At 38.0% G+C, this 26,257-nt stretch carries 24 protein-coding genes, 17 tRNA genes and 2 riboswitches; of the genes, 5 read left to right on the top strand and 36 right to left on the bottom strand.

Annotation, left to right across the window (positions count from 1 at the left end; genetic code table 11):
* Positions 1–16: 16 nt before the first annotated feature.
* From LAV82_RS28240 to LAV82_RS28225, 4 genes are all read right to left on the bottom strand, one after another.
* Positions 17–622, bottom strand: coding sequence for a DedA family protein (locus LAV82_RS28240; protein WP_211079823.1), 606 nt, complete (start codon positions 620–622; stop codon positions 17–19).
* Between the two features lie 160 nt (positions 623–782).
* On the bottom strand, positions 783–1,814 hold the full coding sequence (ytvI, locus tag LAV82_RS28235; RefSeq protein WP_499717423.1) for a sporulation integral membrane protein YtvI: 1,032 nt from the start codon (positions 1,812–1,814) through the stop codon (positions 783–785).
* Between the two features lie 212 nt (positions 1,815–2,026).
* Entirely contained in the window at positions 2,027–3,286 is a 1,260-nt protein-coding gene (gene gltT, locus LAV82_RS28230) for a glutamate/proton symporter GltT (RefSeq protein WP_013081565.1), read from the bottom strand.
* A 106-nt stretch (positions 3,287–3,392) separates the two neighbouring features.
* Positions 3,393–3,532: riboswitch (cyclic di-AMP (ydaO/yuaA leader) on the bottom strand.
* Positions 3,533–3,805: 273 nt separating this feature from the next.
* Entirely contained in the window at positions 3,806–4,630 is an 825-nt protein-coding gene (locus LAV82_RS28225) for an undecaprenyl-diphosphate phosphatase (RefSeq protein ID WP_013055186.1), read from the bottom strand.
* A 457-nt stretch (positions 4,631–5,087) separates the two neighbouring features.
* Here LAV82_RS28225 and LAV82_RS28220 point away from each other — a divergent pair, with 457 nt between their 5' ends.
* The 3 genes from LAV82_RS28220 (at position 5,088) to LAV82_RS28210 (ending at position 7,623) form a co-directional block, all read left to right on the top strand.
* Entirely contained in the window at positions 5,088–5,378 is a 291-nt protein-coding gene (locus tag LAV82_RS28220) for a hypothetical protein (RefSeq protein WP_013055185.1), read from the top strand.
* A gap of 81 nt (positions 5,379–5,459) precedes the next feature.
* Positions 5,460–5,574: riboswitch (TPP riboswitch) on the top strand.
* A gap of 113 nt (positions 5,575–5,687) precedes the next feature.
* Entirely contained in the window at positions 5,688–7,457 is a 1,770-nt protein-coding gene (gene thiC / locus LAV82_RS28215) for a phosphomethylpyrimidine synthase ThiC (protein ID WP_211079820.1), read from the top strand.
* On the top strand, positions 7,435–7,623 hold the full coding sequence (locus LAV82_RS28210; protein ID WP_029325275.1) for a hypothetical protein: 189 nt from the start codon (positions 7,435–7,437) through the stop codon (positions 7,621–7,623). The genes thiC and LAV82_RS28210 overlap by 23 nt, the downstream gene beginning before the upstream one ends.
* A gap of 315 nt (positions 7,624–7,938) precedes the next feature.
* On the opposite strand, the gene LAV82_RS28205 is transcribed toward LAV82_RS28210, so the two are convergent.
* From LAV82_RS28205 to queG, 8 genes are all read right to left on the bottom strand, one after another.
* A complete protein-coding gene (locus LAV82_RS28205; RefSeq protein ID WP_223269067.1) occupies positions 7,939–8,394 on the bottom strand; it encodes a VanZ family protein in 456 nt (151 codons plus the stop codon).
* A 260-nt stretch (positions 8,395–8,654) separates the two neighbouring features.
* Positions 8,655–9,551 (bottom strand): cation diffusion facilitator family transporter, encoded by an 897-nt coding sequence (locus tag LAV82_RS28200; protein WP_244856802.1) that lies wholly within the window; start codon positions 9,549–9,551, stop codon positions 8,655–8,657.
* A 144-nt stretch (positions 9,552–9,695) separates the two neighbouring features.
* Positions 9,696–10,727, bottom strand: coding sequence for a DUF3231 family protein (locus LAV82_RS28195; protein WP_499717422.1), 1,032 nt, complete (start codon positions 10,725–10,727; stop codon positions 9,696–9,698).
* Positions 10,728–10,831: 104 nt separating this feature from the next.
* The gene (gene yhbH, locus LAV82_RS28190) at positions 10,832–12,010 is read right to left on the bottom strand and encodes a sporulation protein YhbH (RefSeq protein ID WP_013055180.1); all 1,179 of its coding nucleotides are present in this window, start codon (positions 12,008–12,010) and stop codon (positions 10,832–10,834) included.
* A 324-nt stretch (positions 12,011–12,334) separates the two neighbouring features.
* Complete coding sequence (locus LAV82_RS28185; protein WP_013055179.1) at positions 12,335–14,230, bottom strand: PrkA family serine protein kinase; 1,896 nt, start codon at positions 14,228–14,230, stop codon at positions 12,335–12,337.
* A 458-nt stretch (positions 14,231–14,688) separates the two neighbouring features.
* Positions 14,689–15,162 (bottom strand): tRNA (uridine(34)/cytosine(34)/5-carboxymethylaminomethyluridine(34)-2'-O)-methyltransferase TrmL, encoded by a 474-nt coding sequence (gene trmL / locus LAV82_RS28180; protein ID WP_016762878.1) that lies wholly within the window; start codon positions 15,160–15,162, stop codon positions 14,689–14,691.
* Positions 15,163–15,226: 64 nt separating this feature from the next.
* A complete protein-coding gene (locus LAV82_RS28175; protein WP_499717421.1) occupies positions 15,227–16,114 on the bottom strand; it encodes an amidase domain-containing protein in 888 nt (295 codons plus the stop codon).
* Positions 16,115–16,186: 72 nt separating this feature from the next.
* Positions 16,187–17,323: a tRNA epoxyqueuosine(34) reductase QueG gene (gene queG, locus LAV82_RS28170; protein WP_029325271.1), complete on the bottom strand. Its 1,137-nt coding sequence runs from the start codon at positions 17,321–17,323 to the stop codon at positions 16,187–16,189.
* A 129-nt stretch (positions 17,324–17,452) separates the two neighbouring features.
* Here queG and LAV82_RS28165 point away from each other — a divergent pair, with 129 nt between their 5' ends.
* A complete protein-coding gene (locus LAV82_RS28165; protein ID WP_499717420.1) occupies positions 17,453–18,118 on the top strand; it encodes a B3/B4 domain-containing protein in 666 nt (221 codons plus the stop codon).
* A 115-nt stretch (positions 18,119–18,233) separates the two neighbouring features.
* On the opposite strand, the gene LAV82_RS28160 is transcribed toward LAV82_RS28165, so the two are convergent.
* The 18 genes from LAV82_RS28160 to LAV82_RS28075 all read right to left on the bottom strand — a co-directional run bounded on the left by LAV82_RS28160 (position 18,234) and on the right by LAV82_RS28075 (position 20,457).
* Positions 18,234–18,307, bottom strand: a tRNA-Gly gene (locus LAV82_RS28160).
* A 72-nt stretch (positions 18,308–18,379) separates the two neighbouring features.
* A tRNA-Leu gene (locus LAV82_RS28155) sits at positions 18,380–18,461 on the bottom strand.
* A 30-nt stretch (positions 18,462–18,491) separates the two neighbouring features.
* Positions 18,492–18,580, bottom strand: a tRNA-Leu gene (locus tag LAV82_RS28150).
* Between the two features lie 14 nt (positions 18,581–18,594).
* Positions 18,595–18,668, bottom strand: a tRNA-Cys gene (locus tag LAV82_RS28145).
* A gap of 32 nt (positions 18,669–18,700) precedes the next feature.
* Positions 18,701–18,775 (bottom strand) — tRNA-Gly (locus LAV82_RS28140).
* 5 nt (positions 18,776–18,780) lie between these two features.
* A tRNA-Gln gene (locus tag LAV82_RS28135) sits at positions 18,781–18,855 on the bottom strand.
* Positions 18,856–18,883: 28 nt separating this feature from the next.
* A tRNA-His gene (locus tag LAV82_RS28130) sits at positions 18,884–18,959 on the bottom strand.
* 30 nt (positions 18,960–18,989) lie between these two features.
* Positions 18,990–19,063 (bottom strand) — tRNA-Trp (locus LAV82_RS28125).
* 5 nt (positions 19,064–19,068) lie between these two features.
* A tRNA-Tyr gene (locus LAV82_RS28120) sits at positions 19,069–19,152 on the bottom strand.
* 10 nt (positions 19,153–19,162) lie between these two features.
* Positions 19,163–19,238 (bottom strand) — tRNA-Thr (locus LAV82_RS28115).
* A 25-nt stretch (positions 19,239–19,263) separates the two neighbouring features.
* Positions 19,264–19,339: transfer RNA gene (locus tag LAV82_RS28110), tRNA-Phe, on the bottom strand.
* Between the two features lie 15 nt (positions 19,340–19,354).
* Positions 19,355–19,430, bottom strand: a tRNA-Asp gene (locus LAV82_RS28105).
* 3 nt (positions 19,431–19,433) lie between these two features.
* Positions 19,434–19,510 (bottom strand) — tRNA-Met (locus tag LAV82_RS28100).
* A gap of 11 nt (positions 19,511–19,521) precedes the next feature.
* A tRNA-Val gene (locus LAV82_RS28095) sits at positions 19,522–19,597 on the bottom strand.
* A gap of 23 nt (positions 19,598–19,620) precedes the next feature.
* Positions 19,621–19,695: transfer RNA gene (locus LAV82_RS28090), tRNA-Glu, on the bottom strand.
* A 9-nt stretch (positions 19,696–19,704) separates the two neighbouring features.
* Positions 19,705–19,795 (bottom strand) — tRNA-Ser (locus tag LAV82_RS28085).
* A 3-nt stretch (positions 19,796–19,798) separates the two neighbouring features.
* Positions 19,799–19,873 (bottom strand) — tRNA-Asn (locus tag LAV82_RS28080).
* 134 nt (positions 19,874–20,007) lie between these two features.
* Positions 20,008–20,457, bottom strand: a complete 450-nt coding sequence (locus tag LAV82_RS28075) for a SprT family protein (RefSeq protein ID WP_499717419.1) — start codon at positions 20,455–20,457, stop codon at positions 20,008–20,010.
* Positions 20,458–20,566: 109 nt separating this feature from the next.
* Between LAV82_RS28075 and cmpA the strand changes: the two genes are divergently transcribed.
* Positions 20,567–20,683 carry a cortex morphogenetic protein CmpA gene (cmpA, locus tag LAV82_RS28070; RefSeq protein ID WP_013055014.1) on the top strand — a complete coding sequence of 39 codons (117 nt, stop codon included), beginning with the start codon at positions 20,567–20,569 and terminating at the stop codon, positions 20,681–20,683.
* 57 nt (positions 20,684–20,740) lie between these two features.
* Here the strand turns inward: cmpA and LAV82_RS28065 are convergent, their stop codons facing one another.
* The 6 genes from LAV82_RS28065 to LAV82_RS28040 form a co-directional block, all read right to left on the bottom strand.
* Positions 20,741–22,903, bottom strand: coding sequence for a Tex family protein (locus LAV82_RS28065; protein ID WP_211079540.1), 2,163 nt, complete (start codon positions 22,901–22,903; stop codon positions 20,741–20,743).
* A gap of 96 nt (positions 22,904–22,999) precedes the next feature.
* The gene (locus LAV82_RS28060; RefSeq protein WP_013081423.1) at positions 23,000–23,605 is read right to left on the bottom strand and encodes a PP2C family serine/threonine-protein phosphatase; all 606 of its coding nucleotides are present in this window, start codon (positions 23,603–23,605) and stop codon (positions 23,000–23,002) included.
* On the bottom strand, positions 23,605–24,399 hold the full coding sequence (gene sigB / locus LAV82_RS28055) for an RNA polymerase sigma factor SigB (RefSeq protein WP_013055011.1): 795 nt from the start codon (positions 24,397–24,399) through the stop codon (positions 23,605–23,607). Before sigB ends, LAV82_RS28060 begins: the two co-directional genes overlap by 1 nt.
* Entirely contained in the window at positions 24,365–24,850 is a 486-nt protein-coding gene (gene rsbW / locus LAV82_RS28050; protein ID WP_013055010.1) for an anti-sigma B factor RsbW, read from the bottom strand. The genes sigB and rsbW overlap by 35 nt, the downstream gene beginning before the upstream one ends.
* Entirely contained in the window at positions 24,847–25,179 is a 333-nt protein-coding gene (locus LAV82_RS28045) for an anti-sigma factor antagonist (RefSeq protein ID WP_013055009.1), read from the bottom strand. The genes rsbW and LAV82_RS28045 overlap by 4 nt, the downstream gene beginning before the upstream one ends.
* Before the next feature lie 59 nt (positions 25,180–25,238).
* Positions 25,239–26,249, bottom strand: a complete 1,011-nt coding sequence (locus LAV82_RS28040; RefSeq protein ID WP_013055008.1) for a PP2C family protein-serine/threonine phosphatase — start codon at positions 26,247–26,249, stop codon at positions 25,239–25,241.
* Positions 26,250–26,257: the final 8 nt, after the last annotated feature.

Genomic DNA, 26,257 nt, shown 5'->3' with positions numbered 1-26,257 from the left:
TCTTTTCCTCGATTTATCAGCTCTGCCCTACTTGTTTATTCCGCACATATTTAATGATAAAAAACAATGCAATTAAAACAACAATTCCGATTCCAATAGGCTGCATATATTGAGACACAATCGGCCCCACCTCTTTCCACTTAGGTCCTAACTTATATCCTAAATATACGTAAATAGCCGTTACTGGAAGCATCGCAACAAATGTGTAAATAGAAAACAGCCATACATTCATTTTTGCCATCCCGCACGGAAAAGAGATAGCCGTGCGCACTCCTGGAATAAAGCGTCCAAAAAAAGCAACCCCGCTGCCGTACTTATTAAAAAAGCGATCAGCGGCGTCAATTTCTTTTTCTTTCACCAAAAAGTATTTTCCATATTTTAAAACCAGCGGTCGTCCACCGTAACGTCCCATTGCATAAAGAGTCAACGGTCCACAAACACCGCCTACTGTACCTGCAAGGATAGCCAGATACAAGTTCATATCACCTTGGTACACCCAATACCCTACTAAAGGTAAAACAAGCTCTGCCGGGACAAATTCAAACGTTAATGCTAAAATTACGCCAAAATAAGAGAGCTGTTTTAGCGCTTCAATTAAAGAAAGTAAAACCGACTCTAACAAAAATTCTCCTCCTCATGTCATTAAATCTAAGACTGCAAAACTATAATTTAGCCGATTGATAGATAAAAACCAACGCGGCATAGTTTTTTCCTTTCCCTCTTTACGTATTACGTACTACAAAAGTTTCAATAAAAAAAAGCGCTAGTTTTATCCAGCGCTTTTATAGTTTAAAGTTAATTTGAATAATACCTACTTTACGAAGAGCATCGTATAAAATAACTAAAGCCGGTCCTAAAAATAATCCGACAAAGCCTAAAAGTTTAAATCCAATGTACAAACTAACTAGTGCAGCCAAAGGTGAAATACCCATATTTGTAGAAAATACTTTTGGTTCTACTACACGTCTTACTACCGTAATGACTCCAAATAGAATAAATAAGCCGATTGCTAATGAGTCATGCCCTTGCGTAAGAGCAAAAATCCCCCATGGAACGAGCACCGATCCTGTCCCAAGGATTGGTAAGATATCGACAATTACAATTAATAAACTAAGAAGCGCGGTATACGGAACACCTAATAGCCAAAGCCCTACATAAGCCATTACAAACGTCATGACACTTAAGATAATTTGCGCCTTGATAAAACCAACCCCCGCTTGGATAAGCTGAGTGATGACAACTTGTAGCTTATATTTCGTTTCTTCTGTTAAAAATGACTTAATTTTATTTTTAATAGCAGGCAGCTCAAGGCTGATAAATACAAGCGCTACTAAATAAATAAGAAACTCTAATAGAAACCCAGGAACAGTAGCGGCAAAGCTAATGATGATTTCTACGGTACTTTTTAATAGAGAATCTAATGAATTTACGGTCTTTTCAAGCGTGCGCTCGATAGAAGAAATCACTTCTGTAGGAAGAGCGTTTGAATAGTATTTCCACTTAATAATAGTTGGATAAATCGCGGTTTCATAGATTTCTTTTACAAAGGAAGGCGCTATTTTTGAAAGAGCAACCACTTGCGTAACGATTGTCCGAACAATAAAAAATCCAATAAGTATGAGCGAAACAACATATAAAATGAAGGTCATAAGCACTGCATAGACTCTCTTCATTTTAAAAGATTGATGCAATTTCTGAACAATACCCTCAAGTGCTAATGCTGTTAATAAAGCAAACACAATTGGTAAACTGTAAGGGATTAACAAACATACGATTATTATTGAGGCGATGACCCATATTCGCTTTTTCCACATACTCTACTATCCCCCTACTAGCTAAGCTATCTCTATATTTACTGATAAAGAAAGGAACCAGTGACTGCTTTATGTAAGAATAAAATTTGGATATTTTTATACCTGATGTTACATATTATAGGGTCAATTTCCATAATAATAAAGGAATTATTATAAAAAAAGCTACTTATTCTAATTTTTTGAATAGAATAAGTAGCTTTTTAATTTATAAATTAGCCCGCTCTCATGACCTCTGTACCTTTTTTAGGGTCAAATTTGCCTTCAGATTTAGACATCACAATTGCTGCTAGTGTGTTTCCTACTAAGTTAACAACCGTACGTGCCATATCCATGATTCTGTCTACCCCAGCAATGAAGGCTAATCCTTCTGCCGGAACGCCGATTGTCCCAAGAGTAGCCAGTAATACAACAAATGATGTTCCTGGCACGGCAGCCATTCCTTTAGATGTAACCATCAATACAAGAATGAGCGTCAGCTGTTGAACGATCGTTAAATCAATACCGTACACCTGCGCTAAGAATAACGCTGCAATCGCTTGATAAAGAACGGAACCATCTAGGTTAAATGTATAACCAATTGGTACAACAAACGATACGATAGCTTTTGGACAGCCCATCTTTTCAAGTTTTTCCATGATACGCGGAAGAACTGTCTCAGAACTAGATGTACTGTATGCTAACAACAGTTCATCTTTCATATAGCGGAATAAGTGGAAGATGTTAATTCCTGCCCATTTCGCAATTCCTCCCAATACAACAAGTAGGAAGAAAATTAACGCTAAGTAAACTAAGATAACAAGCTTTCCTAATGAAAGGAGTGAATCTAAGCCGAATTTTGAAACTGTTACACCAATTAAAGCAAATACACCAATTGGAGCCACTTTCATTACAAGATTTACCACGTGAAACATTGCGTGAGAAACGCCGTCGAAGAATTGTACAACCGGCTTTCCTCTTTCCCCAATTGCCGCTACTCCAAGTGCAAATAACACTGTAAAGAAGATAATTGCTAGCATGTCTCCTTCAACAATTGACTGGAAAAAGTTTGTTGGAACAATGTGTAAGAAAGTTTCAGCCACTGACTTTCCTTCTTGCTGTTTGGATGTTTCAACATATTGTGAAATATCACCCTTCTGTGCTGAATGAATGTCTACACCTTGCCCAGGATGAAAAATATTAGCAACCAATACACCGATTATAATTGCAAAAGTCGTAATAATTTCAAAATAGAGAATGGTTTTAACGCCGAGCTTTCCGACCTGTTTACCGCTCCCTGCTCCTGCAACTCCAACGACTAAGCTTGAGATAACAATTGGAATAACAATCATCTTAATTAATCTTAAAAATAGGTCTCCTAGCGGCTGTAGGTATGTTACTACACGCGGATCGTTAAACCAAATTACCCCTACAAGAACACCGAGTATTAATCCGGTAAAAATCTGCGTAGCCAAACCAAAACGAATTTTTTTCATAGATGTACCTCCCCAAAGATGTATGACATTTGTATATATTTTTCTGAAAAAACAAAAAAAGACTATTCTTAAGAAAGAACAGCCTTTTACTTACGCTATTTTGGGCTCTTTCTCTCAATAAAGCAAACGGGGTTAACTGTCGGATTCGGAATTGAGAGTTTCCTACCTTTTGTAAGGATTCACCCCAAGGCAGCTTTACTGCCGATAATGATTCCCCCGCTCTATACGATTAAGCTTATTATTCAGTTTTTATAAAATTAAAACGATCTATACGTTGTCATACGTTTTTTACAGTCAATAAAACTAAACAGAAGTCTTACTTTTACTTAACTTTATACTGCACAAATATTAATTTACTATTTTTCGACACGTTTTGTCAATACCTATGTTTATAAAACGCTTTCAAAAGGCGATAATATATATTTATGCAAAAAAGCTATTGCAACATTGCAATAGCTTTTTCTTGCTCTTTGAGTCTCTATTAGAAGTTTAAGGGACTAAAGAACACGCGTGTTTATTTTATAAAAATACAAAATATAGAATAGCTGCTAAAACTATTCGATATAGTGCAAATGGTACTAATTTGATACGGTTAATTAATTTCAGGAAAAAGCGAATAGATACCAGCGCAAAAATAAAGGCGCTGATAAAACCAGCAATAAAAAACGGTAGTGCATCTGATGTGAAATACTGCCAGTTTTTAACCAATGAAAGTCCACTTGCTCCTGCCATGATTGGCACTGCCATAATAAATGTAAAATCTGCGGCTGCCTTATGGCTCATTCCAAGAAGAACTCCTCCTGAAATCGTTGAGCCTGAACGAGAAAAACCTGGCCAAAGAGCAATACATTGAAACAGTCCTATACCCAGTGCTTGTCCATAAGACATTTGGTCCACCGTCTCTACGCGCGGACGTTTAGGTCCAAACAAATCTGCTAGAATCATTAATACAGCTCCGACTACTAAGCCAATTAGCACCGTATTTAAAGAAAACAAATGTTCATCAATGTAATCATCAAACAAAAGTCCTAACACTCCTGCAGGTAGCAGACCAACAATTACCTGCATTAAATTCAAGCGATTTGTCGGTCCAATTGGAGCAGCTGGTTTTTTTCCTAATCCTAATAAATTAATAAAACGATCTTTAAAAATAACAACTACTGCTAAGATCGACCCTAGCTGAATAACAATTTTAAATGTATTAGCTACTGGAGATGAAAATAATTCTTTTGAATTTAACCACAGGTCATCCACAATAATCATATGCCCAGTTGACGAAACAGGAGCGAACTCTGTTAAACCTTCTACAATCCCTAAAATGATTGCTACAATAATTTCCCACATAAAGCTATGTACCTTGCCTTTCTTTCAAATTAATAAGCTTATCGCTTCGTTTTACATGCTCAACTATTTCCCTATTTTGACACTTGCTTTTTTATCATAATTGTTAAAACTATGAAATACAATGTGTATTTGCAAAAAGATAAGAATCTTTAATAATTTGTAATAAAAACCTTACATGCTATAACCAAAAAACACGATATCAGCTTTTATTTATTTTAGAAATTAGTCACTATGTTCGGTATAAATTCCGGGCCCTTAGCTAAAAATGAATCATCTAGACTATTTTTCTTTAGTGTGAAAAAATGACTAAATCATTATGTTTTTTCCATCCCCTTTACTGTCATCTATCATTTTAATCAACTAGTGCTTGCTTATACGACATACCCCCTAAGCAATTTGAAACTTTTTTCTCTCTTTTCTCGTATATAGTAGTATCTTTTTTAGGAGGCTTTTTACTATGAATGGAAATGTACGTACAATGAAATGGGTCACTGCTGGGTATGAAGCCTTGCTGGGAATCCCTTTAATTGGCGCGGGGATTGTTATGGGCTTTAGTTATACTCCTCTTTTTATTGGATTTATTCTTCATGCTATCACGCTCATTTTAGCTAATAGACGAGGGTTATCTGCTTATGGAAACATACTAGGGATTGTTACCTCACTGGTTGCTTGGATTCCATTTTTAGGGTTTATTATGCATATTATTACAGCTATTGTGATTGCAATCGATGCTGCTAGACAACGTTAATTGTCTAGCTTTTTTTATTTAAGGGTTGATTTTTTACCGAATGATGGTAAACTTAAGCCGTAAATTGAATAATTTGAATGTTATTTCTACTAGGGGTGTCTGATAGCTCAGACTGAGAGAAGAGTGCAATAAAACTCTTTAACCCTTTGAACCTGATTTGGGTTATACCAGCGGAGGGAAGTAGTCTTGAAAAGAATAGTATATGTTTATTCTTTTTTTGCCTATTCCATCGGGTTCTGTCTATCACAGAACCCGATTTTTTTATGGTTCGGTATAGCTACACTTTATGCGAAACCGGAGGAATATGTAATGTCAAAACAAAATGTATCAGTTTCTATGAAAAAGCCTTTTCCAAACAGTCACAAAGTATATGTCCAAGGATCCAGAGAAGACCTTAAAGTGCCTATGCGTGAAATTCATCAGTCCCCTACTACAGGATCTTTTGGTGAAGAAGAAAATAGTCCCGTACGTGTATACGACACGAGCGGTGTTTATACAGATCCCTGTTATGAAATTAATTTACAAAAAGGATTACCGGCTCTGCGCGAAAAGTGGATTGCAGAACGAAATGATGTAGAAACATATCAAGGCCGTACGGTTCAGCCACAGGATAACGGGTATTATGATGGTGATCCAAGAGATCAGTACGAGCGCTTTATCACTAATCGTTTACCGTTGCGCGCGAAAAAAAATCAAAATGTAACGCAAATGCACTATGCGAAAAAAGGAATCATCACACCCGAAATGGAATTTATCGCTATTCGTGAACAGATGGATCCTGAAGTCGTGCGTGAAGAAGTAGCAAGAGGGCGTGCCATTATCCCTAATAATATCAATCACCCTGAGAGCGAACCGATGATTATCGGCCGCAAATTCCACGTGAAAATTAATGCTAATATCGGAAATTCAGCTATTCGTTCAGCTATTGAAGATGAAGTAGAAAAAATGACATGGGCAACGCGTTGGGGAGCCGATACAATTATGGATTTATCAACAGGAAAGGATATCCACACAACGCGCGAATGGATTATCCGCAACTCGCCTGTTCCTGTAGGGACCGTTCCTATTTACCAAGCGCTTGAAAAAGTAAAAGGCGTAGCAGAAGATCTAACGTGGGAAGCATATCGCGATACATTAATTGAACAAGCAGAACAAGGTGTTGATTACTTTACTATTCACGCAGGTGTTCTTTTACGCTATATTCCTCTGACAGCCAAACGTACGACAGGTATTGTTTCACGCGGAGGATCCATCTTGGCGCAGTGGTGTTTAGCTCATCATGAAGAGAACTTTTTATATACTCGCTTTGAAGAAATCTGTGAAATCTGTAAAGCATACGATATTTCTATTTCGCTTGGCGATGGGCTACGTCCTGGTTCCATTGCAGATGCTAATGATGAGGCACAGTTCGGTGAATTAGAAACGCTTGGTGAATTAACTAAAATTGCTTGGAAACACGATGTTCAAGTTATGATTGAAGGCCCTGGACATGTTCCTATGCACCTCATCAAAGAAAACGTAGATAAACAAATGGAAATATGCCAGGAAGCTCCCTTCTATACTCTTGGACCGCTTACAACCGACATCGCTCCAGGCTATGACCATATTACATCAGGTATTGGGGCTGCAATGATTGGCTGGTTTGGGACAGCTATGCTTTGCTACGTAACGCCAAAAGAACATTTAGGACTTCCGAATAAAGAAGACGTTCGAGAAGGCGTTATCACCTATAAAATTGCTGCGCATGCCGCTGACCTAGCAAAAGGCCATCCAGGAGCACAAAAACGCGATAACGCGCTGTCTAAAGCAAGATTTGAGTTTAGATGGAATGATCAATTTAACCTGTCACTAGATCCAGAGCGCGCAAAAGAATATCACGATGAAACACTTCCCGCTGAAGGTGCTAAAACAGCCCATTTCTGTTCAATGTGTGGACCTAAATTCTGTTCGATGCGTATTTCTCAAGATATTCGTAACATGGCTCAAGAAAATGAAAAAGATATACACGAAGTAAGAAAAGAAGGAATGAAAGAAAAAGCTAAAGAGTTTGTTAACAGTGGTTCAAATATCTATCAATAATGAAGTAGAACAGCTTAAAGAACAAATTAAGCAGCTTGAAAGAAAGTTATTATTTGTTCAGCAAAATTGTCAGCACATTATCGTTGAATCCTCACATTCTTCCGTAAGACGCTGCATTAAGTGTTTCTATCAACAACAAGCAGAGGCTGAGCCAAAAGTATTTTAGTTGAAGAAAAATCCGAACGAGTTGAATTCTTGATTAAGAATCCAGCTCGCTCGGATTTTTTCATTGGTAGGGTGAACGTAGATTTCATGCATGTAGTTATTTCTAGCGGTTGATTGGAAGGCAAGGTGAAGACTCCTGAGGGAAAAGCAGAATAAGTGAGACCTCGCAGGAGCGTAAGCGACGAGGAGACTCACCGCCCGCGGAAAGCGAAGTCTTGTACGGAAATCAACCGCGATGTAACAAGCTATCCATACTAGCTCCTTAATCCCATTTGTTCGTCTTTAGATTGGATTAATTTCGTTACGTCTCTCAATTTCATCTTTTTTTGAAACGTGCTTTCAGCATGTTCTTAATCCAATATAGTATTTTAATAATAACCCAGCCTATAAATGTACCTAGCGTATTCAAAAAGATATCATCAATATCAAATACTCGTTCCGTTAGCTTGTACTGTAAAATTTCAATCAGAAAACTGATTAAGAAACCTGTCGTAAACACTTGAATAAAACCGTCAAACCACTTCATAAACAAAGGGATAAACATTCCAAGCGGCGCAAACATCACGATATTCCCCAGTATATTTGTCAGAGTGAGCATTATATTCCCGCTGTCCCACATCAGACGGATCGTGCTAAATAAATCCAAGTTCATTGCTTTTCCGTAAACATGTTCGTTTTCCCGTATGAGAGTAGCATAAATGACCACTGCCGTATACGCAATAAATAGAATGAACATGACTTTTTTAACGATTGACCTGATGCTTACATTCACTTCAACATCACCTTCTTTGACTCCCAAAACCATTTATTATTATCTATATGTACCCGTCTACTGCTTTCATTCGTAGTGAATGCATTTACATGCTTTTTTATCCTATCACATCAATAAATAAATACAATTCCCTTTATACAATTTTATTAAACTTGATTCTTTATAAATAAAAATCCTCATCATTTTATTCTACTCATTTCATTAATTTCTACATCTATAAATAATAAGAAGCAGCGAGATAACACTTCGCTGCTTCTTATTTAATCTGGATAATAAGGATTCAAATGGATTAATACTTCCTGAATATTATCATGCTTTTTCATAAGTGTTGCTTTGATTTTTCGTCCTAGATCATGACCTTCCTTAATTGTTTTAAAGTGATCAATCGAAATACGTATATCAACTAATATGTAATGGCCATGCTCTCTTGCTCGAACTCGATCAATCCGCTTCACATCTTCAAATTCATAAATGCTTTCTTCAAGTTCTTTCAGTAGCTCTTCGTCAATATTGCCTTCCATTAAGATTTGAAAAGACTCTCCCATCATTTGTCTGGCAATGTTAAAAATTAAATAAGCAACAAAGATACTTGCTATTTTATCTCCGTATAACAGCAGTTGAACATCCATTTTATCACCAATAATCGATAATAAAACACCAATTGCCGCTGCAATAGAAGCAACAATATCTGCTTTATGATCAAATGCAATTGCCTCAATTGCCTTACTGTGGTGCTGCTTCGCTACGTTCAAAGAATAACGGTACAACAATACCTTTGCTATGTATGAAATAACAGCAATCCACATAGCTAAAATATTTGGAGATTCAACCGGATGGAATAAACCAACGACTCCTTCAAATACCACATAAAATGATACAAGCAATAAAATAATTCCTACGATTCCTGAGACAATCACTTCTGCTTTTCCATGTCCATATGGATGGTCATCATCTGCTGGTTTATTTGCTACTCGTATAACCAACAAGACAATAATAGAGGCAAATACGTCCGCTGCAGAGTGAATACCATCAGCAAATACAGCATCACTATTTCCAATCCATCCTACTATTACTTTTCCTAGCGTAAGGGCAATATTGCTCCATACGCTAATCCATGCTACTTTTTTAGCAATGGACTCCCTTATACTGTTGTTCATTTGCACACCTCGACTTACTTCTTGAAAAATCAGCTTTTTTATCTTATCACTGCTCATTCAAGTGGGTCTAGAGCAATCTATTTTCGCTTAGCTATATATGTTTCAGTACCGCAAAATTAATGATAATCTACAACATACTCCTTATTATTTCTCCGCCAACTTCTTACGGTCTGTTGCCATTGGAGGTTCTTCCATCCAACCTTGCTCAATCATAATCCGAATTCCATCTTTTCCATACTTCCCTATACGCCCGATTAGCTGAGAAAATTCTACTGCGACATCCGAACGGAACGACATAGATAAGCCAGCGCCGCAGTTATCAATAGCAATTGTCACCGCTGTGGAAGTATGATACATCATCAGTTTATCTGAAAACGGTGAAATCGTTGAGTTGGTTACATATGCATCAAGCAGACGCGGACTTGGTAGGTCAGCTTCAGACAATAACTCAGTGAATTGCTTGATTTGCTTACTCGCAAGTTTAACTCCATCAAAAAAATAAGAGCGTAATTTTTGTGTGGTAGCTACTTGACTAAATGCCAGCATCAGCGTTTTACCTAATACATTTGTATTAACAATTTCTTGAATAGCCGTGACCTCCAAAGAAGTTAGAGGATGCATTTGAGAGAAAAATAGTGATGTAAACGTTTTCCGGTCCACAAAATTCACTTTTACCGGATAAGGAATAACCGGGGGTCTCATCAGCATGCTTTTTCTTAAAATAACGTGGTTAGAATCCTCTAAAAGACTGTCGCTTTCTTTTACACATCGAGACAGGTGATCATAAATATCTTGCCTTCTCACTGCGCTTAGTGCTCTGGCATATTTCTTCATACCTCCAATTGCCATTTCATTTACATAAATAGCCGTAAAAATATCATCAAATAAAGCAGGAACGCCTTTGTTCACATCTTGTTCTCCAAAACCTACTGGTATTGGAATTTTTTCCAAAACGAATAATTCCGTCAATTCGTCTACATGAATTTGTGAAATCTGATGGGCTTTTTTTAAGAGCTCCTTAATCTCGGCATCTTTTACAACAGATAGAAAATACCCAAGAACACATACATACAGCGTATCACCTAAATATTGCGCCCATAAGTAACCTAACTCAGCTGCGTTCAACCGCTGATTTTTTTGATGTTTTTGCATTTCGCTCTTTATATTTTCGTTCATTCACTTATTCTCCTTTTGGATAAAGTCGTACTTTTACTATCTCCAAAGAAGCGCTGAATAAACCGCATAAAAAAGACCTAGATAACAAGTCTAGGCCTTTTAGGTTATGCATATTTCTGGTCTTCTGTTTCTTTTCTAAAAAAGCTTTTCATCGCGTGAAAAACGTCTGATTTTTGTTTTAAAATAAAGTGTCTAAAACTCTCGTCTTGAATATTTTTGTAAGCAGACATTAAAGTGGAATGTCGATTGTACTGATTCACTTCCCCATATCCAAACATATTTGACACTTTCATTAATTCATTTACTAACTTTACACACCTTGCGTTATCTGAAGTTAAGTTATCGCCATCTGAAAAATGAAACGGGTAAATATTATAGCGGCTTGGATCATACTTTTGGTTAATTAATTCAAGCGCTTTTCGGTAAGCAGATGAACAGATGGTTCCTCCGCTTTCTCCTTTGGAGAAAAAGTCTTCTTCTGATACTACTTTTGCCTCTGTATGATGCGCAATAAATTCAATTTCCACTGTTTCATATTTCGTACGTAAAAAGCGTGTCATCCAAAAGAAAAAGCTTCTTGCCATATACTTTTCCCATATGCCCATCGAACCGCTCGTATCCATCATAGCTAAGACGACTGCTTTCGATTCTGGCTTTATAACTTCATTCCACGTTTTGAATTTTAAATCCTCCGGATAAATAGGATGAAAAGCAGCCTTTCCTGTCATTGCATTTCGCTTATAAGCGCTCATCATCGTTCGTTTTTTATCAATATTCCCCATCAAACCTGTACGTCGTATATCATTAAATTCAATGTGTTCCACAACAATTTGATCAGATTCTTTTCGCTGAAGATTAGGCAGTTCTAATTGAGCAAATAAAGCCTCTTGAAGCTCCATAAGAGACACTTCTGCTTCAAAGTAGTCTTCTCCAGCCTGGTCACCTGCTCCTTGACCTTTCCCTGCTCCTTTTTGACCATCTCCAGCAGATCCATCACGTGCTACTACATCCCCAACTTTACTGTCTCCATCACCTTGACCCACATGTTTGTTTTTATCATAATTGTACCGAATTCGATATTCATCCAATGATTTGATCGGAATTTTAACAACTTCTCTTCCATTGGACATCACGATATTTTCTTCTGTAATTAAATCCGGTAAATTATTTTTAATTGCTTCTTTAATTTTTTCTTGATGTCTTTTTTGATCATCGTGGCCTTTACGATGGAGGGACCAGTCTTCTTTTGAGACAGCAAAACTTTTATCTACTTCTTTTCCCACGCTATTCCCCTCCTTATTTAAAAAACACTTGCACGTTTTTACTCGGCATGCATAAGCTATACCGAAAGTTTCTGACAAATACCTTTAGTTCAAAGGTTGGTTACTCTTATCCTATGCGCAAGAATGGTATACTTGCTAACTAATTCTTTCACTATTAACTATTCATTTTATAGTGTCTAGTGTCATGTATATGTTTATGACTTATCATATGATGGTTAAGTGCAATGCGTACTACACATTAGCCTAATTATGCAGAATTTATTTTAAGAGATAAGAAAAACATGGCACAGATCGGAAGTGCCATGTTTTCTTGTTAGTACTGAGTTATCGATTTAACAAACTTCCTACATAGCGCAGCAGTTCATTAGCAGATACTGAATTGTATCCATGCTCATCAATCAATCGAGCCACTACTTCATTTACTTTCTTCAGCTGCTGCTCATCTGGTGTTTTAGTGGACGTTGTAATTTTCACTACGTCTTTTAAATCCGCAAACAATTTTTTCTGAATCGCTTCGCGTAAGCGCTCATGGGAATTATAATCAAATCGTTTTCCTTTACGTGCATAAGCCGAAATACGAATTAAGATTTCTTCGCGGAATGCTTTTTTTGCATTTTCTGAAATACCAATTTGTTCTTCAATTGAACGCATTAATTTATCATCTGGATTTAACTCTTCTCCTGTTAGCGGATCACGAAGCTTATTTTTGTTGCAGTATGCTTCGACATTATCTAAATAATTATCCATTAATGTTTTAGCAGACTCTTCATACGAATAAACGAACGCTTTTTGCACTTCTTTTTTAGCAATTTCATCATATTCTTTACGCGCCAGAGAAATATAATTCAGGTAACGCTCTCGATCCTCAGCAGAAATAGACGCATGCTGTGCTAACCCTTCTTTCAATGAACGCAGTACATCTAATGCATTGATTGATTTAATATCTTTTCGAATGATGGTAGATGAAATGCGATTAATGACATAACGAGGATCAATACCACTCATTCCTTCATCCGTATACTCTTTTTGTAACTCTTCTACGTCTGCATCGTTATAGCCTTCTACAGATTGACCGTCGTATAGGCGCATTTTCTTTAATAAATCGATATCGCCTTTTTTAGGCTCTTTTAATCTCGTTAATGTAGTAAAGATAGACGCAATACGTAACGTATGAGGGGCAATATGAACATCTGATACGTCACTTTCACGAATCATTTTGTCATAAATTTTTTCCTCATCACTCACTTTTAAGTTATATGGAACAGGCATTACAATAATTCGTGAATGCAAAGCTTCATTTTTCTTATTGGAAATAAACGAGCGATACTCTGTTTCATTTGTATGCGCTACGATTAATTCATCTGCACTAATTAAAGCAAATCTTCCTGCTTTAAAGTTTCCTTCTTGGGTTAAAGAGAGTAAATGCCATAAAAATTTCTCATCACATTTTAACATCTCCTGGAACTCCATCATTCCCCGGTTTGCTTTATTAAGCTCTCCGTCAAAGCGGTAAGCACGCGGATCTGACTCAGATCCATACTCTGCAATTGTTGAAAAGTCAATGCTTCCTGTTAGGTCGGCAATGTCTTGAGATTTCGGATCAGAAGGACTGAACGTTCCAATTCCAGTTCGTTTGTCCTCTGAGAAGAAAATGCGTTCGATAATGACGTCTTCAATTCTGCCGCCATACTCTTCCTCTAATCGCATTGTATTTAAAGGAGATAAGTTTCCTTCGATTCGGATACCATACTCTTCAAAGAAGTCTTTACGTAAATGATGTGGAATTAAATGCAGCGGATCTTCATGCATTGGGCATCCTTTAATAGCGTAAACAGCTCCTCGATCAGTAAGCGAATAAGCTTCAAGCCCTCTTTTTAACATGGTCACTAGCGTCGATTTACCACCACTTACTGGACCCATTAAAAGTAAAATACGTTTACGAACATCTAAACGCTTTGCAGCGGGATGAAAATATTCTTCCACCAAGCGTTCTAGCGAATCTTCAAGTCCAAACATTTGTCCACTGAAAAATTTATAATGTCTTTTACCATTTACCTCTTCAATTCCTGCATCCTTTATCATGTTGTATACTCTAGAGTGTGCAGGCTGAGCAATTAAAGGCTCATCTTTAATCAGCTTTAGGTACTCTTCAAATGTCCCTTCCCACTTAAGACGATTCTCTTCTTCGCGGTATCTTTCAACTTTCTTTAATATATCCATTAAAGGACCTCCCCTACTAGTTATGGTGCTAGTGAACAAGATTAATACAATCTATGCAGCAAAATGTTTGAACATGCTTTTTAAATTGTAAAATTCAGAAATTTGTCCTTGCTAGGCATTCACAGTGAAGTATTTATTAGCTATAATAAAAGAGTAAGAAGGAACGGTTAAACTTTGTTAGAGAACTTATGTCTCTAGAAGAGTTATTTTGTCATTATTATCATCATGGGATATGGGAAGTCGGTTTTAACTGCAGTAGCTGTATAATCCTTTTAATTACATTGAGGAGGAAAATCAATGCGCTTACTTTTAGTATTAGGAGTAACAATTGCTTTTTTAGCATCCATCTTCAGAGCGGGATACAATGATAAACCGGGCGTTAAAAAATAACCACTACATATCATCGTCGACATAAATAAAAAAGCGAGGTTCAATAAAATTTGAACCTCGCTTTTTACTTAAGATAAACCAGCATAATTTTGTTGACGCAGCGCTTCATAGATTAAAATAGCTGCTGTATTAGATAAATTTAAAGAACGAACATTTTCTGTCATCGGTAAACGAAGACATCTTTCCATGTTCTCTTCAATAATGTGCTTTGGCAGACCCTTTGTTTCTCTTCCAAATACGAAGAAATGATCCTGCTCTAAGTCACTATAATCAAATGTTGTATGTGGCTGCTGACCAAATTTTGTGATGAAGTAGAAACCTGCTTCAGGATACTTTTCGAATACTTCTTCTAATGAATCATGATACACCACATTTACAAATTCCCAGTAATCCAATCCAGCTCGCTTTAACATTTTATCATCTGTTGAAAAGCCTAACGGCCGAACTAAATGCAGCGTCGTATTTGTTGCTGCACATGTTCGCGCAATATTTCCTGTATTTGCTGGAATTTCTGGTTGAAATAACACTACGTGTACTCCCACAAATTTTCACCTCTGCTAACAAATCTATTCATCATTATACCACTAACTTGCTAAAACGAAAGACTTACCGATCAACGATATGGAAAAAATCATACTTAATCTTTGGCGTGTAAGCCGTTGAATCTTCATAGGCCCAATATCTCATTCGACTATTATACGTGTTCGCATTCACAAGAGGCATACCGTGACCGTCTTTTGCTACAACAATCGTCGTATGATTCCATCTTCCATCTCCTTCAAAATCGTAGCAGATAACGTCTCCCGGGACAAGTTCTCTTGCTGAAGATTTCCTCACAGCCCGAAGTCCTGATTTAGAGTTACTTAAATAGCTGTGCATGGAATGAGCAACTGCCCAGCTATAGCTCCAGGCGTTCCCTCTCATCCACCATCCGTTTGCTTTTTTAGGATATCCCCGCATCGGCGCCTTTCCTGCATGCAAACACTGTGAGATATAGTTGGTGCAGTTTACCTCAAACTGCTTATAACTTTCATTAGGTTTATCCCAATATTTTTCTGCATACTGAACAGCCGCAAGACGATCATAATAAGAGGCTCTTTCTTCGTCTTCCTCTACTTCTTCCACATCCATTTCAACCTTATCTTCAAAAAAGTCCTTTACCAGCAGCTCATCTTGAATAAGCGTATCTTTATAAAAAAGAGCTAAACGATCTTCAATTTCTTCTTCTATATAGAAAAAATCGTTTTGTTTTAAAAATGCCTGAATGTGCACCCTATATAATACTCTAGTTTCTTCCTGATCCGTATGAGCAGATTGAATAGAACCTTTCATATTACATTTTAAAACATCAACTTCTCTTTTTTTTATAAGAGACCGCTTTAGCTCACACTGCTGTTCAATGAAAGGCTTGAAGTCTTCATGCAGCTCACCTTTTACATAGCTGTCCGCACGTGCTTTAATTAAAGTATATAATACATTCCTTTTTGTTAGCATAATGTCACCACTTTTCTAAGCGTTTATTATACGCTATGACTCATTAGCTAACTTTATCAATAAAAACACGGTTTAGATCTCTTGAAGCATCTCTATACCTTTTGACATTTCTTCAATTACTTCTTGGTCCTTTTCTTTTTCTCTTAAGTTCATAAGTGTATCTAACGCTTCTTTATCGCCAATTTTGCCTAACGCCCATGCCGCTGTTCCGCGAATGACAGGGCGAACGTCATTTTTAATTAACTCAATTAAATCTGGAACGGCGGTTTGATCTTTAAAATGGGCCAGTGCAATAATGGCATTACGCTGAATTGGCTTTTTCCCTCTCCAAGAACCTGAAACATGTCCAAATTTCTCTTTGAACTCACGATTACTCATCGTTAAGAGCGGTTTTAATTTAGGCTTCGCAAGTTCTGGGTCAGGCTCCATCTCAGGATGAAAATGAAAGTCTTTTCCTTTATTTTCAGGACACACAGTTTGACATGTATCACAGCCATATAAACGATTGCCTAATTTACTTCGAAATTCTTCAGCCAGAAACCCTTTTGTTTGGGTTAAAAAGGCAATGCATCGCTGCGAATTCAGCTGACCGCCTGTTACAAGCGCACCCGTAGGACACGCATCAACGCACTTATTACAAGTACCACAACCGTCCTCTATCGGTTTATCAGGAGGAAACGGGATATCTGTTATCATTTCTCCTAAATACACGTAGGAACCGAATTCAGGTGTAATAATGGCACAGTTCTTACCGCTCCAGCCAATACCGGCTCTTTCTGCTACAGCTCGGTCCGACAGCTCGCCTGTGTCTACCATCGATTGAAGGATAGCTGCAGGTACTTTTTCTTTTATGAAGGTTTCAAGCTTTTGAAGCCTATCACGTAGAACCGTATGATAATCTTGCCCCCAAGAAGCACGGCAAAAGATTCCTCGGCGATCTTCCTTTGTGCTCTTTGGTGCATCCTTTAATTTAGAAGGATACGCAAGTGCAATTGAAATAATAGATCTAGCTTTTGGAACAACTAATGTGGGATCTACTCTCTTTTCAATATCAGGTTCTTCAAACCCTGAAGCATAACCTAACTCTTGCTGTGCTAACAATCGATTCTTTAACTCATCAAACATAGAAGCACTCGCAAATCCAATCTTATCGATTCCAATCTCTTTGCTGTATGAAATAATTTCTTCCTTCAACTGATACGCATTCATAGTGAGTAATGGCCTCCTTTCTAAGAAATTCTATATATTCATGCATTGAACTGTTTTCTCGCTCAATGAAATGATAGGATGGTATCTATAAACGAACAAATACTAATTATAATAGAAAGGATCAAAAAAATGAACTTTACATTATCGCCCGCTATTAAACAGCTTTGCCCTTCTTTTAAAATGGGAATCATTCAGTATAAAAATATTGAAGTTGGTGATTCTCCTCAAATGCTAAAAGGACGTCTGCGCCTCTTTCAAGAATCCATTTATTTCGACCTTGAGTCAAAAAAAGTAACAGAATTCGAAGGTGTTAGCGAGTGGAGAAAGCTTTTCAAAATATTTGGAACTGATCCAAGTAAATACCGTCCTTCTATAGAAGCTTTAATTAGAAGAATAGGAAAACAAACGTATTTGCCTTCTATCAATTCTGCTGTGGACATTAATAACTTTTTTTCATTGCAATATGAAGTCCCAATTGGAATTTATGATTCCTCTAATTTAGAAGGCCCCATCGAATTTACTATCGGTAAAAAAGAAGAGTCTTATGAAGCTCTAAATGAACGTAATATTTCTTTAGAAAATAAAATCATTTCAAAAGATGCCCTAGGAGCTTTCGGAAGCCCTTATGTCGATTCTAACCGAGCGTACGTAACTGAAAAGACAACACAAGCTGTACAGTTCATTTATTTAAAGCCTTCACTTTCAGAAGAACAGGCTTATAAACTAACTAAATCCCTAAGTGACATGTTCATTCAAATTCACGGGGGCGAAGCAACCTATCAAGTCATTAACTGATGTACGTAAATATAGCGTCTATCTTTTCAAGATAGACGCTATATTTACGCTAAAAATAAAAAACGCAACATCTCAGCTTTGAAAGCGAGACACTGCGTTGTGATAACAATATGTATGGAGCGGGTGATGAGAATCGAACTCACGACATCAGCTTGGAAGGCTGAGGTTTTACCACTAAACTACACCCGCAAATATTATCAAAATTTGTCGACCGATAAGTAAAAATAAAAACAGGAATCATCCTGTCAAATAAAGCTAAAGTACCGATGGTCGGGGTCGAACCGACACTCCCGAAGGAACACGATTTTGAGTCGTGCGCGTCTGCCAATTCCGCCACATCGGCAAAATAAAAAAGGCAAGTTAAAATTATAAATGGTGCCGAGGGCCGGACTTGAACCGGCACGGTAGTCACCTACCGCAGGATTTTAAGTCCTGTGTGTCTGCCAATTCCACCACCCCGGCAGCTTGTAAATAAATGGAGGCGGCAACCGGATTTGAACCGGTGATAAAGGTTTTGCAGACCTCTGCCTTACCACTTGGCTATGCCGCCATTTACTCAAGACTAAATAACTTTATTAAAATTGGAGCGGAAGACGAGGTTCGAACTCGCGACCCCCACCTTGGCAAGGTGGTGTTCTACCACTGAACTACTTCCGCATATATGGCTGGGCTAGCTGGATTCGAACCAACGCATGACGGAATCAAAATCCGTTGCCTTACCGCTTGGCGATAGCCCAATATTGAAATATGCATATCGTTTATAAATGGGGCGACTGATGGGAATCGAACCCACGAATGCCGGAACCACAATCCGGTGCGTTAACCACTTCGCCACAATCGCCACGTATATATGCAATGTTATTTTTATAATTGGCAGGGGCAGTAGGAATCGAACCCACACTGACGGTTTTGGAGACCGTAGTTCTACCTTTAAACTATGCCCCTGTAAATGGTGGAGGGGGGCAGATTCGAACTGCCGAACCCGAAGGAGCGGATTTACAGTCCGCCGCGTTTAGCCACTTCGCTACCCCTCCACAATAACTGTGGTGCCGGCAAGAGGACTTGAACCCCCAACCTACTGATTACAAGTCAGTTGCTCTACCAGTTGAGCTACACCGGCATTTTAAAAACAAATGTTTTTAAAATGGTGGCTCGGGACGGAATCGAACCGCCGACACAAGGATTTTCAGTCCTTTGCTCTACCAACTGAGCTACCGAGCCTTATTAAATTTAAAATGGCGGTCCCGACGGGAATCGAACCCGCGATCTCCTGCGTGACAGGCAGGCATGTTAACCGCTACACCACGGGACCACTTGGTTGCGGGGACAGGATTTGAACCTGCGACCTTCGGGTTATGAGCCCGACGAGCTACCGAACTGCTCCACCCCGCGATGATAATATATGGTGGAGGATGACGGGATCGAACCGCCGACCCCCTGCTTGTAAGGCAGGTGCTCTCCCAGCTGAGCTAATCCTCCACTATTATGTAGATAAAAATAAATGGTGACCCGTACGGGATTCGAACCCGTGTTACCGCCGTGAAAGGGCGGTGTCTTAACCGCTTGACCAACGGGCCATTATAAAATGGCGGAGAAGGAGGGATTTGAACCCTCGCGCCGCTTACACGACCTACACCCTTAGCAGGGGCGCCTCTTCAGCCACTTGAGTACTTCTCCATATGGCTCCACAGGTAGGACTCGAACCTACGACCGATCGGTTAACAGCCGATAGCTCTACCACTGAGCTACTGTGGAATAATATTCATCAGACTTCTTACATTGTAATCGACATTATATGTAATGTCAATAAGTTTTTGTAATTTCTTTGCCGTTTATTTGAGACGGCTTTATTAATTTATCATAATCAATCTATTTTAGTCAAGCATCTTCTACATTTTTTTTAATTCACCTTTACACTTTCCACAAACATATTTAACCGTGTTCACTTTTCTTTTTCGAACATATTTTTGATCACACTGCATACATACATATATGTGCTCTTTTTTCTTTCCATCACTTTCTTTTTTCAATGCCTGACAAAAGCGGGGGGCGCCTACTTCTTTCATTAGCCTTTTAAAGTCTTGATCTCCATGCTTATACCCTTTCCCCTCAATATGCAAATGATAGTGACAGAGCTCATGTTTAATAATTTCTACTATTTCTTGTCTGCCATATTGTTCAAAGTATTTGTAGTTTACTTCTATATTAGATGTACGTAATAAATACCTTCCACCTGTCGTACGTAAACGAGAATTAAAAGTGGCTTCATGACGAAATGGTTTGTGAAACAGCTTCAATGAAATTTCTTCTACAAGTATTTGTAAATCCTTATCATTCATCTTATATACTCCTCTACTGTATGAAATCACCTGACTAGCTCTTTGGGCATACACTTCATTACATACTCACTATTCACCTTATCATAAATGAAAAGGAGTGATTGTCCTTATGCCAATGTGGCTACAAAAACAAATGAGGCGCGCTTATTCTGAAAAAGACCGTGCACAAATAAAATTGCTCAATCAATGTTGGTTTTTTTATCAAAAAAATAATTCCGCTTCTTAAATCACTTCTTTTTACAAATAAAATTGCCTTTTCAGATTTTCTGAAAAGGCAATTTTATCATTGATGAGGCGGAATCATCGTCAGTGCGACTCTTCCTTTTTTCATATCTACGTCTTCTACCCACACATTCACCAAATCTCCTACTGAAACGACATCGAGGGGGTGCTTAACGTACCGATTCGTTAATTTAGAAATATGGACTAGACCATCTTGCTTAACTCCTATATCGATGAACGCTCCGAAGTCTACGACGTTTCGCACCGTACCTTCAAGCTGAATACCTTTGGCAAGATCCTCTAACTTCAAAATATCCTGACGGAGCAAAGGTTTTGGCAGTTCATCACGAGGATCTCTTTCCGGTCTTACGAGCGCTTCTATAATGTCTTTTAAAGTAAGCTCCCCTATACTTAGTTCTTCTGATATTTCAGGTAAAGAAATATGTTTTAATGCTTCTTTTACTTTCTCCGTTCCAAGCTCAGTCTCTTTCACTTCCGCCTTCTTTAAAAGCTTTTTAACGTCTCCATACGTTTCAGGATGGATACCCGTTCTGTCTAAAGGTTCTTCACCTTCTATAATACGTAAAAACCCAATACACTGCTCATACGTTTTAGCGCCTAGACGCGGAATTTTCTTCAACTGTTTTCGGTTAGAGAATTTTCCGTTTTCATCCCGATATTTTACAATGTTTTGAGCAACTGTCTTATTTAGACCAGCAACGTATTGTAGAAGCGAAGCAGAAGCCGTGTTTGCATTTACTCCTACCTGATTTACTACTGTCTCTACAATAAAAGTCAGTGAATCATTTAATTGCTTTTGAGACACATCATGCTGATACTGCCCTACTCCTACCGACTTAGGATCGATTTTCACAAGTTCAGCCAGCGGATCTTGCAGCCTTCTGGCAATCGATACAGCGCTTCGCTCTTCTACTTGAAAATCAGGAAATTCCTCTCTAGCAACATCAGAAGCCGAATATACGCTTGCTCCCGCTTCATTCACAATCAAATAATAAACTGGGTTTTCAATTTCTTTAAGAACATCCGCTACAAATTGCTCCGTTTCGCGAGATGCCGTTCCGTTTCCAATGGCTACTACTTCAATAGGGTATTCAGCGAACATTTTCTTTAATTTATTTTGCGCTTCAGCTGCTTTTCTCACAGGAGGATGTGGATAAATAACATCAATTTTTAATACCTTGCCTGTTTCATCTACTACAGCTAATTTGCAGCCTGTTCGAAAAGCTGGATCTACTCCTAATACCACTTTCCCTTTCAATGGAGGCTGGAGAAGAAGTTTTCGTAAGTTTTCAGAAAAGATGTGAATGGCTCTTTCTTCCGCTTTTTCTGATAGCTCTTTACGGATTTCGCGTTCAATAGATGGTTCTATTAAGCGTTTATAAGCATCTTCTATAGCTGAGATGATATAACTTTCAGCTGAAGAATCCCTTTTTTTGATTACTTGTTTATGTAAATATGAAAGGATACGATCTGTAGGAGCATCAATACTCACTTTTAAAATACCGTCTTTTTCTCCTCTATTCATAGCTAAGATACGATGAGGAACGATTCGCTTTACCGCTTCTGTATATTCGTAGTACATTTCATAGATATTTTTTTCATCTTTTTCCGGATCTTTGACTGAAGTAACAATTATGCCATCTTTTACAGTGGTCGTACGAATCCATTGACGGTAAGATGCTTCGTCAGAAATTTGTTCCGCTACAATGTCTAGGGCTCCCTGAATAGCTTCGTCAGAAGATTGAACTCCCGCTTCTTCATTTATGTATGTTTGCGCTTCATTCTTCACGTCAGAACGTGGAAAACTTAGTAGCCACTCTGCTAATGGTTCAAGACCTTTTTCTTTTGCTACAGTTGCTTTTGTACGTCGTTTTTGCTTAAAAGGGCGGTATAAATCTTCTACTTGCTGCAATTTCTTCGCTTGATGAATTTGAGCAGCCAGTTCCTCAGTTAATTTCCCTTGCTCTTCAATTAATCGAAGAACTTCCTCTTTACGCTCCTCTAAATTCATTAAGTAGTTCCAGGAATCTAAAATATTCCGGATCTGGACTTCATCCAAAGCACCAGTTTGTTCTTTTCTATATCGAGCAATAAAGGGAACTGTATTACCGTCTTCTACTAAAGCAATTACGTTTTGTACTTGCTTTTGTGAAATCTCCACCTCTTTACTTACACGTTGAACAATTTGATTATCTAATTTCATTGCAACAGACACAGCTTATCCTCCTACCTAAATGAAACTTTGTCTCTATTGTAACAAAACTCACATGCAATAACACATGTGAGCTAAAAAGAAAGGCTATGCAGTTGGAAGATGACCAGCGATATACGTAATATCGTCATTATGAGATCGAATTGCTGCCTGTAGCCGTGTCGACAATTGATCTACATTCATCGAGTTAGCAAAAACAGATTTAATCTCTTTTAATTCTAAGCCATCTGTATGAATCAAAAATTTAGAACCGGAGTCATATGGGAAGGTTTGTGTGCGGAACTTTTGAATTTTCCCTGATAAAAAACCTTGAATTGGCAGAGGGTACGTTAATTTCCCCTCAGGAGAATACAGATAAAAGCGGATATTACCTACATTTGTATAATGAAATTCGTTATGTTTTTTATCAATTTTCAAAATAGCTACTGCCGCGCCTCTTGTATGCCGAGTAGCTTTGTTGCACTTAGAAATGATTTCATCCACATCTAGATGATGATGAGCTTTCGCTACATCCGTAACAGCTACAGAAGCGGCTCTAGCTTGTTCACCGCTTCCTAATCCATCTGCCACTGCACATAGAAAATAGTCATCCGTTTCTTTGACATAGTAACTATCTCCACAACATACGTTCCCTTGCTTTGGCTCTTGGTATATATGAGTTTGAATCAACTTTGTATTAGGGTCTACTGTCATCACGACATATACTCCGAATCGTTAGAATCTGAGCGAGCTGCAGTCCTTAGCTTATCAAGAGCTCTTCTTTGCAGTCGAGATACATGCATTTGAGAAATCCCTAACTTCTCACCGGCATCTTTTTGACTCAGATTTTCAATAAATGTATAGCGAATCACTTCTTTTTCTCTATCGCTTAATACATGAAGAATCTTTTCTAACACTAAGCGCTGATCAGTTTTCTCATAACCCGACTCTTGTTCACCTACTAAATCAAGGATTGTAACAGTACTTCCATCAGAGTCTGCTTCAATGGAATGATCAACAGACAACGCTTGATAACTTTGCCCCATCTCCATCGTTTCTAAAATTTCTTCCTCTGTCACTCCGATATGATCAGCAATTTCCTTCACTTGAGGAGATCGCTGTAAACGGGTTGTTAGCTCTTCGACAGCTGCTTTAATTTTAGGACCTAATTCTTTGATGCGGCGCGGTACGTGAACACTCCACGTTTTATCGCGTAAAAATCGCTTAATCTCTCCAATGATTGTAGGAACAGCAAACGATTCAAAGCTTCTTCCAAATGAAGCATCATACCTTCTAATAGCTCCTAACAGTCCTAGCATCCCTACCTGCACAATATCTTCATGTAAGCTTCTGCCTTTTGAATAACGACGTGCAATAGATTCAACAAGGTTCTTGTAATGTACTACTAGATCACTTTGTGCTTCTTCATCCTGCGTTTTTTGAAAGCGCTCAATTCGTTCCTGAACCTGTTCTTTAGTTAATTTCATAGGTTGAGACTGTGTTTTCATCACTCTCCACCTGCTCTCTTTGCACATACTTAGTCATCATTAGCGTTACACCTTTTGAATTGACCATTTTCACTTCGTCCATTAGTGTTTCAATTAAATATAAACCAAGTCCACCTTCAGGAAGAAATTCAACTTCTTTTGATGTTTCATAAGGTCCTATATGTTCCTTAAGCTCTTCAAAATTAAAACTTTCACCTTTATCGACCACCATGATTTCTAAACGGTCATCAAATAAACCAAAACCTACTCTCACTTCACCATTTTCTTCATTCTTGTAAGCATGCTGCACGGCATTCGTACATGCCTCACTCACAGCAATTTTCATATCTTCAATTTCATCATAAGAAAAACCCATCCGGTTCGCTACACCAGACAGCGTCAGTCGAATAATCGCTACGTAGTCTGGCTTAGCAGGAATCTTCATCTCAACAAAGTCATAAGGCTGTTTCATTTTACGCCACCTTCTACTTGTGAATTCACGTTTAAAATGTCTGTGAGGCCCGTAATATCAAATAAGCGCTTGATGCGCTCTGATACACCAACAAATTTCAAAGAGCCGTTATTTTTCTTATTGGCTTTTAACAATGCAATAAATACACCTAGTCCTGTACTATCCATGTATGATACATCGGTTAAATCGACTATAATTTCTGGTTCAGTATGTTCAGTAATTTCCATGAACTTTTCTTTTAGCTTAGGTGCTGTATATGCGTCAATCTCTCCAGCCAGCTTAATACGATATGCTTGACCGTCCTTTTGTATATCTATTTTTAAATTCATCGTATTAGTAGACCCCCTCTTATTTTGTGCTATCTTTTCTGTACCCTTTTTTAGAATACTTAAACTAAACTCTTCAAAATAATCAATGTAAAGTCATCCCTCAATTGAAAATGCTGTAATTTTTCCAGCTCTTTATATACAGATTCTACAATTTCTTGAGGAGACAAATGCATGTATTTTCGAATTAATTTTATGATGTCCAATCTTTCAATAAATCCTTCTTCAGTTCTGCATTCTGTTACGCCATCTGTTAACAGAACAATCATATCGCCTTTTGAAAGCTGCTGCTCGTACTGAAGATATTTCACATGGCGATCGACTCCTAGCACGAGTCCTTTTGCCTCCAAATCTTCAAATGAATCAGCTTTTGCATCATAATAAAAACCTGGCTCATGCCCTGCAGAAGCATAATCAAATAAGTTTGTCTCGGGATTATAGCTTCCGTAGAACATCGTAATAAACATACTTGGATCTACGTTTCGCTCTACAATATTATTCAAGTTCTCTAATACATAACTTGGATTTTTTCTTGAGTCCGGTAAGCTGTCCATTGCATATTTGATCATAGACATACACATTGCAGCTGGAATTCCCTTTCCAATCACATCGGCAATGGCAATACTTAACCCACCGTGCTCTTCTTCTACAAAGTGAAAATAATCTCCGTTCATCTGTTTAGCCGGTACGCTAATCGCACCAATTTCTAAAGTTGAACTAGCCGGAACCTTTGTCCCCAACAGCGTCTGCTGGACGTTAGCAGCAACTTCAATCTCAGAACGAAGTTCCCGCTGCTTATTTTTTAATGTTTGATGCTCACGAAGAGCAAGACCGTAGCTAATCATTACCTCAAGTAAAAAGTCCAGAGAATGCAGCACTTTTTCTGGAATATCAGAATAAATTTCTTCAATCACTTCTTTATGAATGCTCACAATATCTTCTGGCGATATTTCATTCTCTAAAGATTTTCTACTTAGTTTTTGTCCTTGATACAAAATTTGTTCATTTTGTGTTTGGATATAGTTCCCCAAAATATCTTTGTATAAATCTCTCATCTCTTTATCAAAAGACATTATCTATT

The sequence above is a fragment of the Bacillus sp. ILBB4 genome, assembly GCF_035064545.1.
Lineage (GTDB): Bacteria > Bacillota > Bacilli > Bacillales > Bacillaceae_H > Priestia.
This window is presented reverse-complemented; position numbering and strand designations above follow the sequence as displayed.

What these genes read in the sequence shown, in the direction of transcription:
- LAV82_RS28045 (WP_013055009.1), bottom strand. Translation starts at nt 25,179, where the DNA reads ATGAATTTAAAAATAGATATACAAAAGGACGGTCAAGCATATCGTATT.
- LAV82_RS28060 (WP_013081423.1), bottom strand. Translation starts at nt 23,605, where the DNA reads ATGACAGTAGACCCTAATACAAAGTTGATTCAAACTCATATATACCAA.
- LAV82_RS28040 (WP_013055008.1), bottom strand. Translation starts at nt 26,249, where the DNA reads ATGTCTTTTGATAAAGAGATGAGAGATTTATACAAAGATATTTTGGGG.
- LAV82_RS28200 (WP_244856802.1), bottom strand. Translation starts at nt 9,551, where the DNA reads ATGAACAACAGTATAAGGGAGTCCATTGCTAAAAAAGTAGCATGGATT.
- cmpA (WP_013055014.1), top strand. Translation starts at nt 20,567, where the DNA reads ATGCCAATGTGGCTACAAAAACAAATGAGGCGCGCTTATTCTGAAAAA.
- LAV82_RS28185 (WP_013055179.1), bottom strand. Translation starts at nt 14,230, where the DNA reads ATGGATATATTAAAGAAAGTTGAAAGATACCGCGAAGAAGAGAATCGT.
- gltT (WP_013081565.1), bottom strand. Translation starts at nt 3,286, where the DNA reads ATGAAAAAAATTCGTTTTGGTTTGGCTACGCAGATTTTTACCGGATTA.
- LAV82_RS28065 (WP_211079540.1), bottom strand. Translation starts at nt 22,903, where the DNA reads ATGAAATTAGATAATCAAATTGTTCAACGTGTAAGTAAAGAGGTGGAG.
- queG (WP_029325271.1), bottom strand. Translation starts at nt 17,323, where the DNA reads ATGAATGCGTATCAGTTGAAGGAAGAAATTATTTCATACAGCAAAGAG.
- LAV82_RS28225 (WP_013055186.1), bottom strand. Translation starts at nt 4,630, where the DNA reads ATGTGGGAAATTATTGTAGCAATCATTTTAGGGATTGTAGAAGGTTTA.
- LAV82_RS28075 (WP_499717419.1), bottom strand. Translation starts at nt 20,457, where the DNA reads ATGAATGATAAGGATTTACAAATACTTGTAGAAGAAATTTCATTGAAG.
- LAV82_RS28165 (WP_499717420.1), top strand. Translation starts at nt 17,453, where the DNA reads ATGAACTTTACATTATCGCCCGCTATTAAACAGCTTTGCCCTTCTTTT.
- thiC (WP_211079820.1), top strand. Translation starts at nt 5,688, where the DNA reads ATGTCAAAACAAAATGTATCAGTTTCTATGAAAAAGCCTTTTCCAAAC.
- LAV82_RS28195 (WP_499717422.1), bottom strand. Translation starts at nt 10,727, where the DNA reads ATGAACGAAAATATAAAGAGCGAAATGCAAAAACATCAAAAAAATCAG.
- LAV82_RS28175 (WP_499717421.1), bottom strand. Translation starts at nt 16,114, where the DNA reads ATGCTAACAAAAAGGAATGTATTATATACTTTAATTAAAGCACGTGCG.
- rsbW (WP_013055010.1), bottom strand. Translation starts at nt 24,850, where the DNA reads ATGAAACAGCCTTATGACTTTGTTGAGATGAAGATTCCTGCTAAGCCA.
- ytvI (WP_499717423.1), bottom strand. Translation starts at nt 1,814, where the DNA reads ATGTGGAAAAAGCGAATATGGGTCATCGCCTCAATAATAATCGTATGT.
- LAV82_RS28220 (WP_013055185.1), top strand. Translation starts at nt 5,088, where the DNA reads ATGAATGGAAATGTACGTACAATGAAATGGGTCACTGCTGGGTATGAA.
- sigB (WP_013055011.1), bottom strand. Translation starts at nt 24,399, where the DNA reads ATGAAAACACAGTCTCAACCTATGAAATTAACTAAAGAACAGGTTCAG.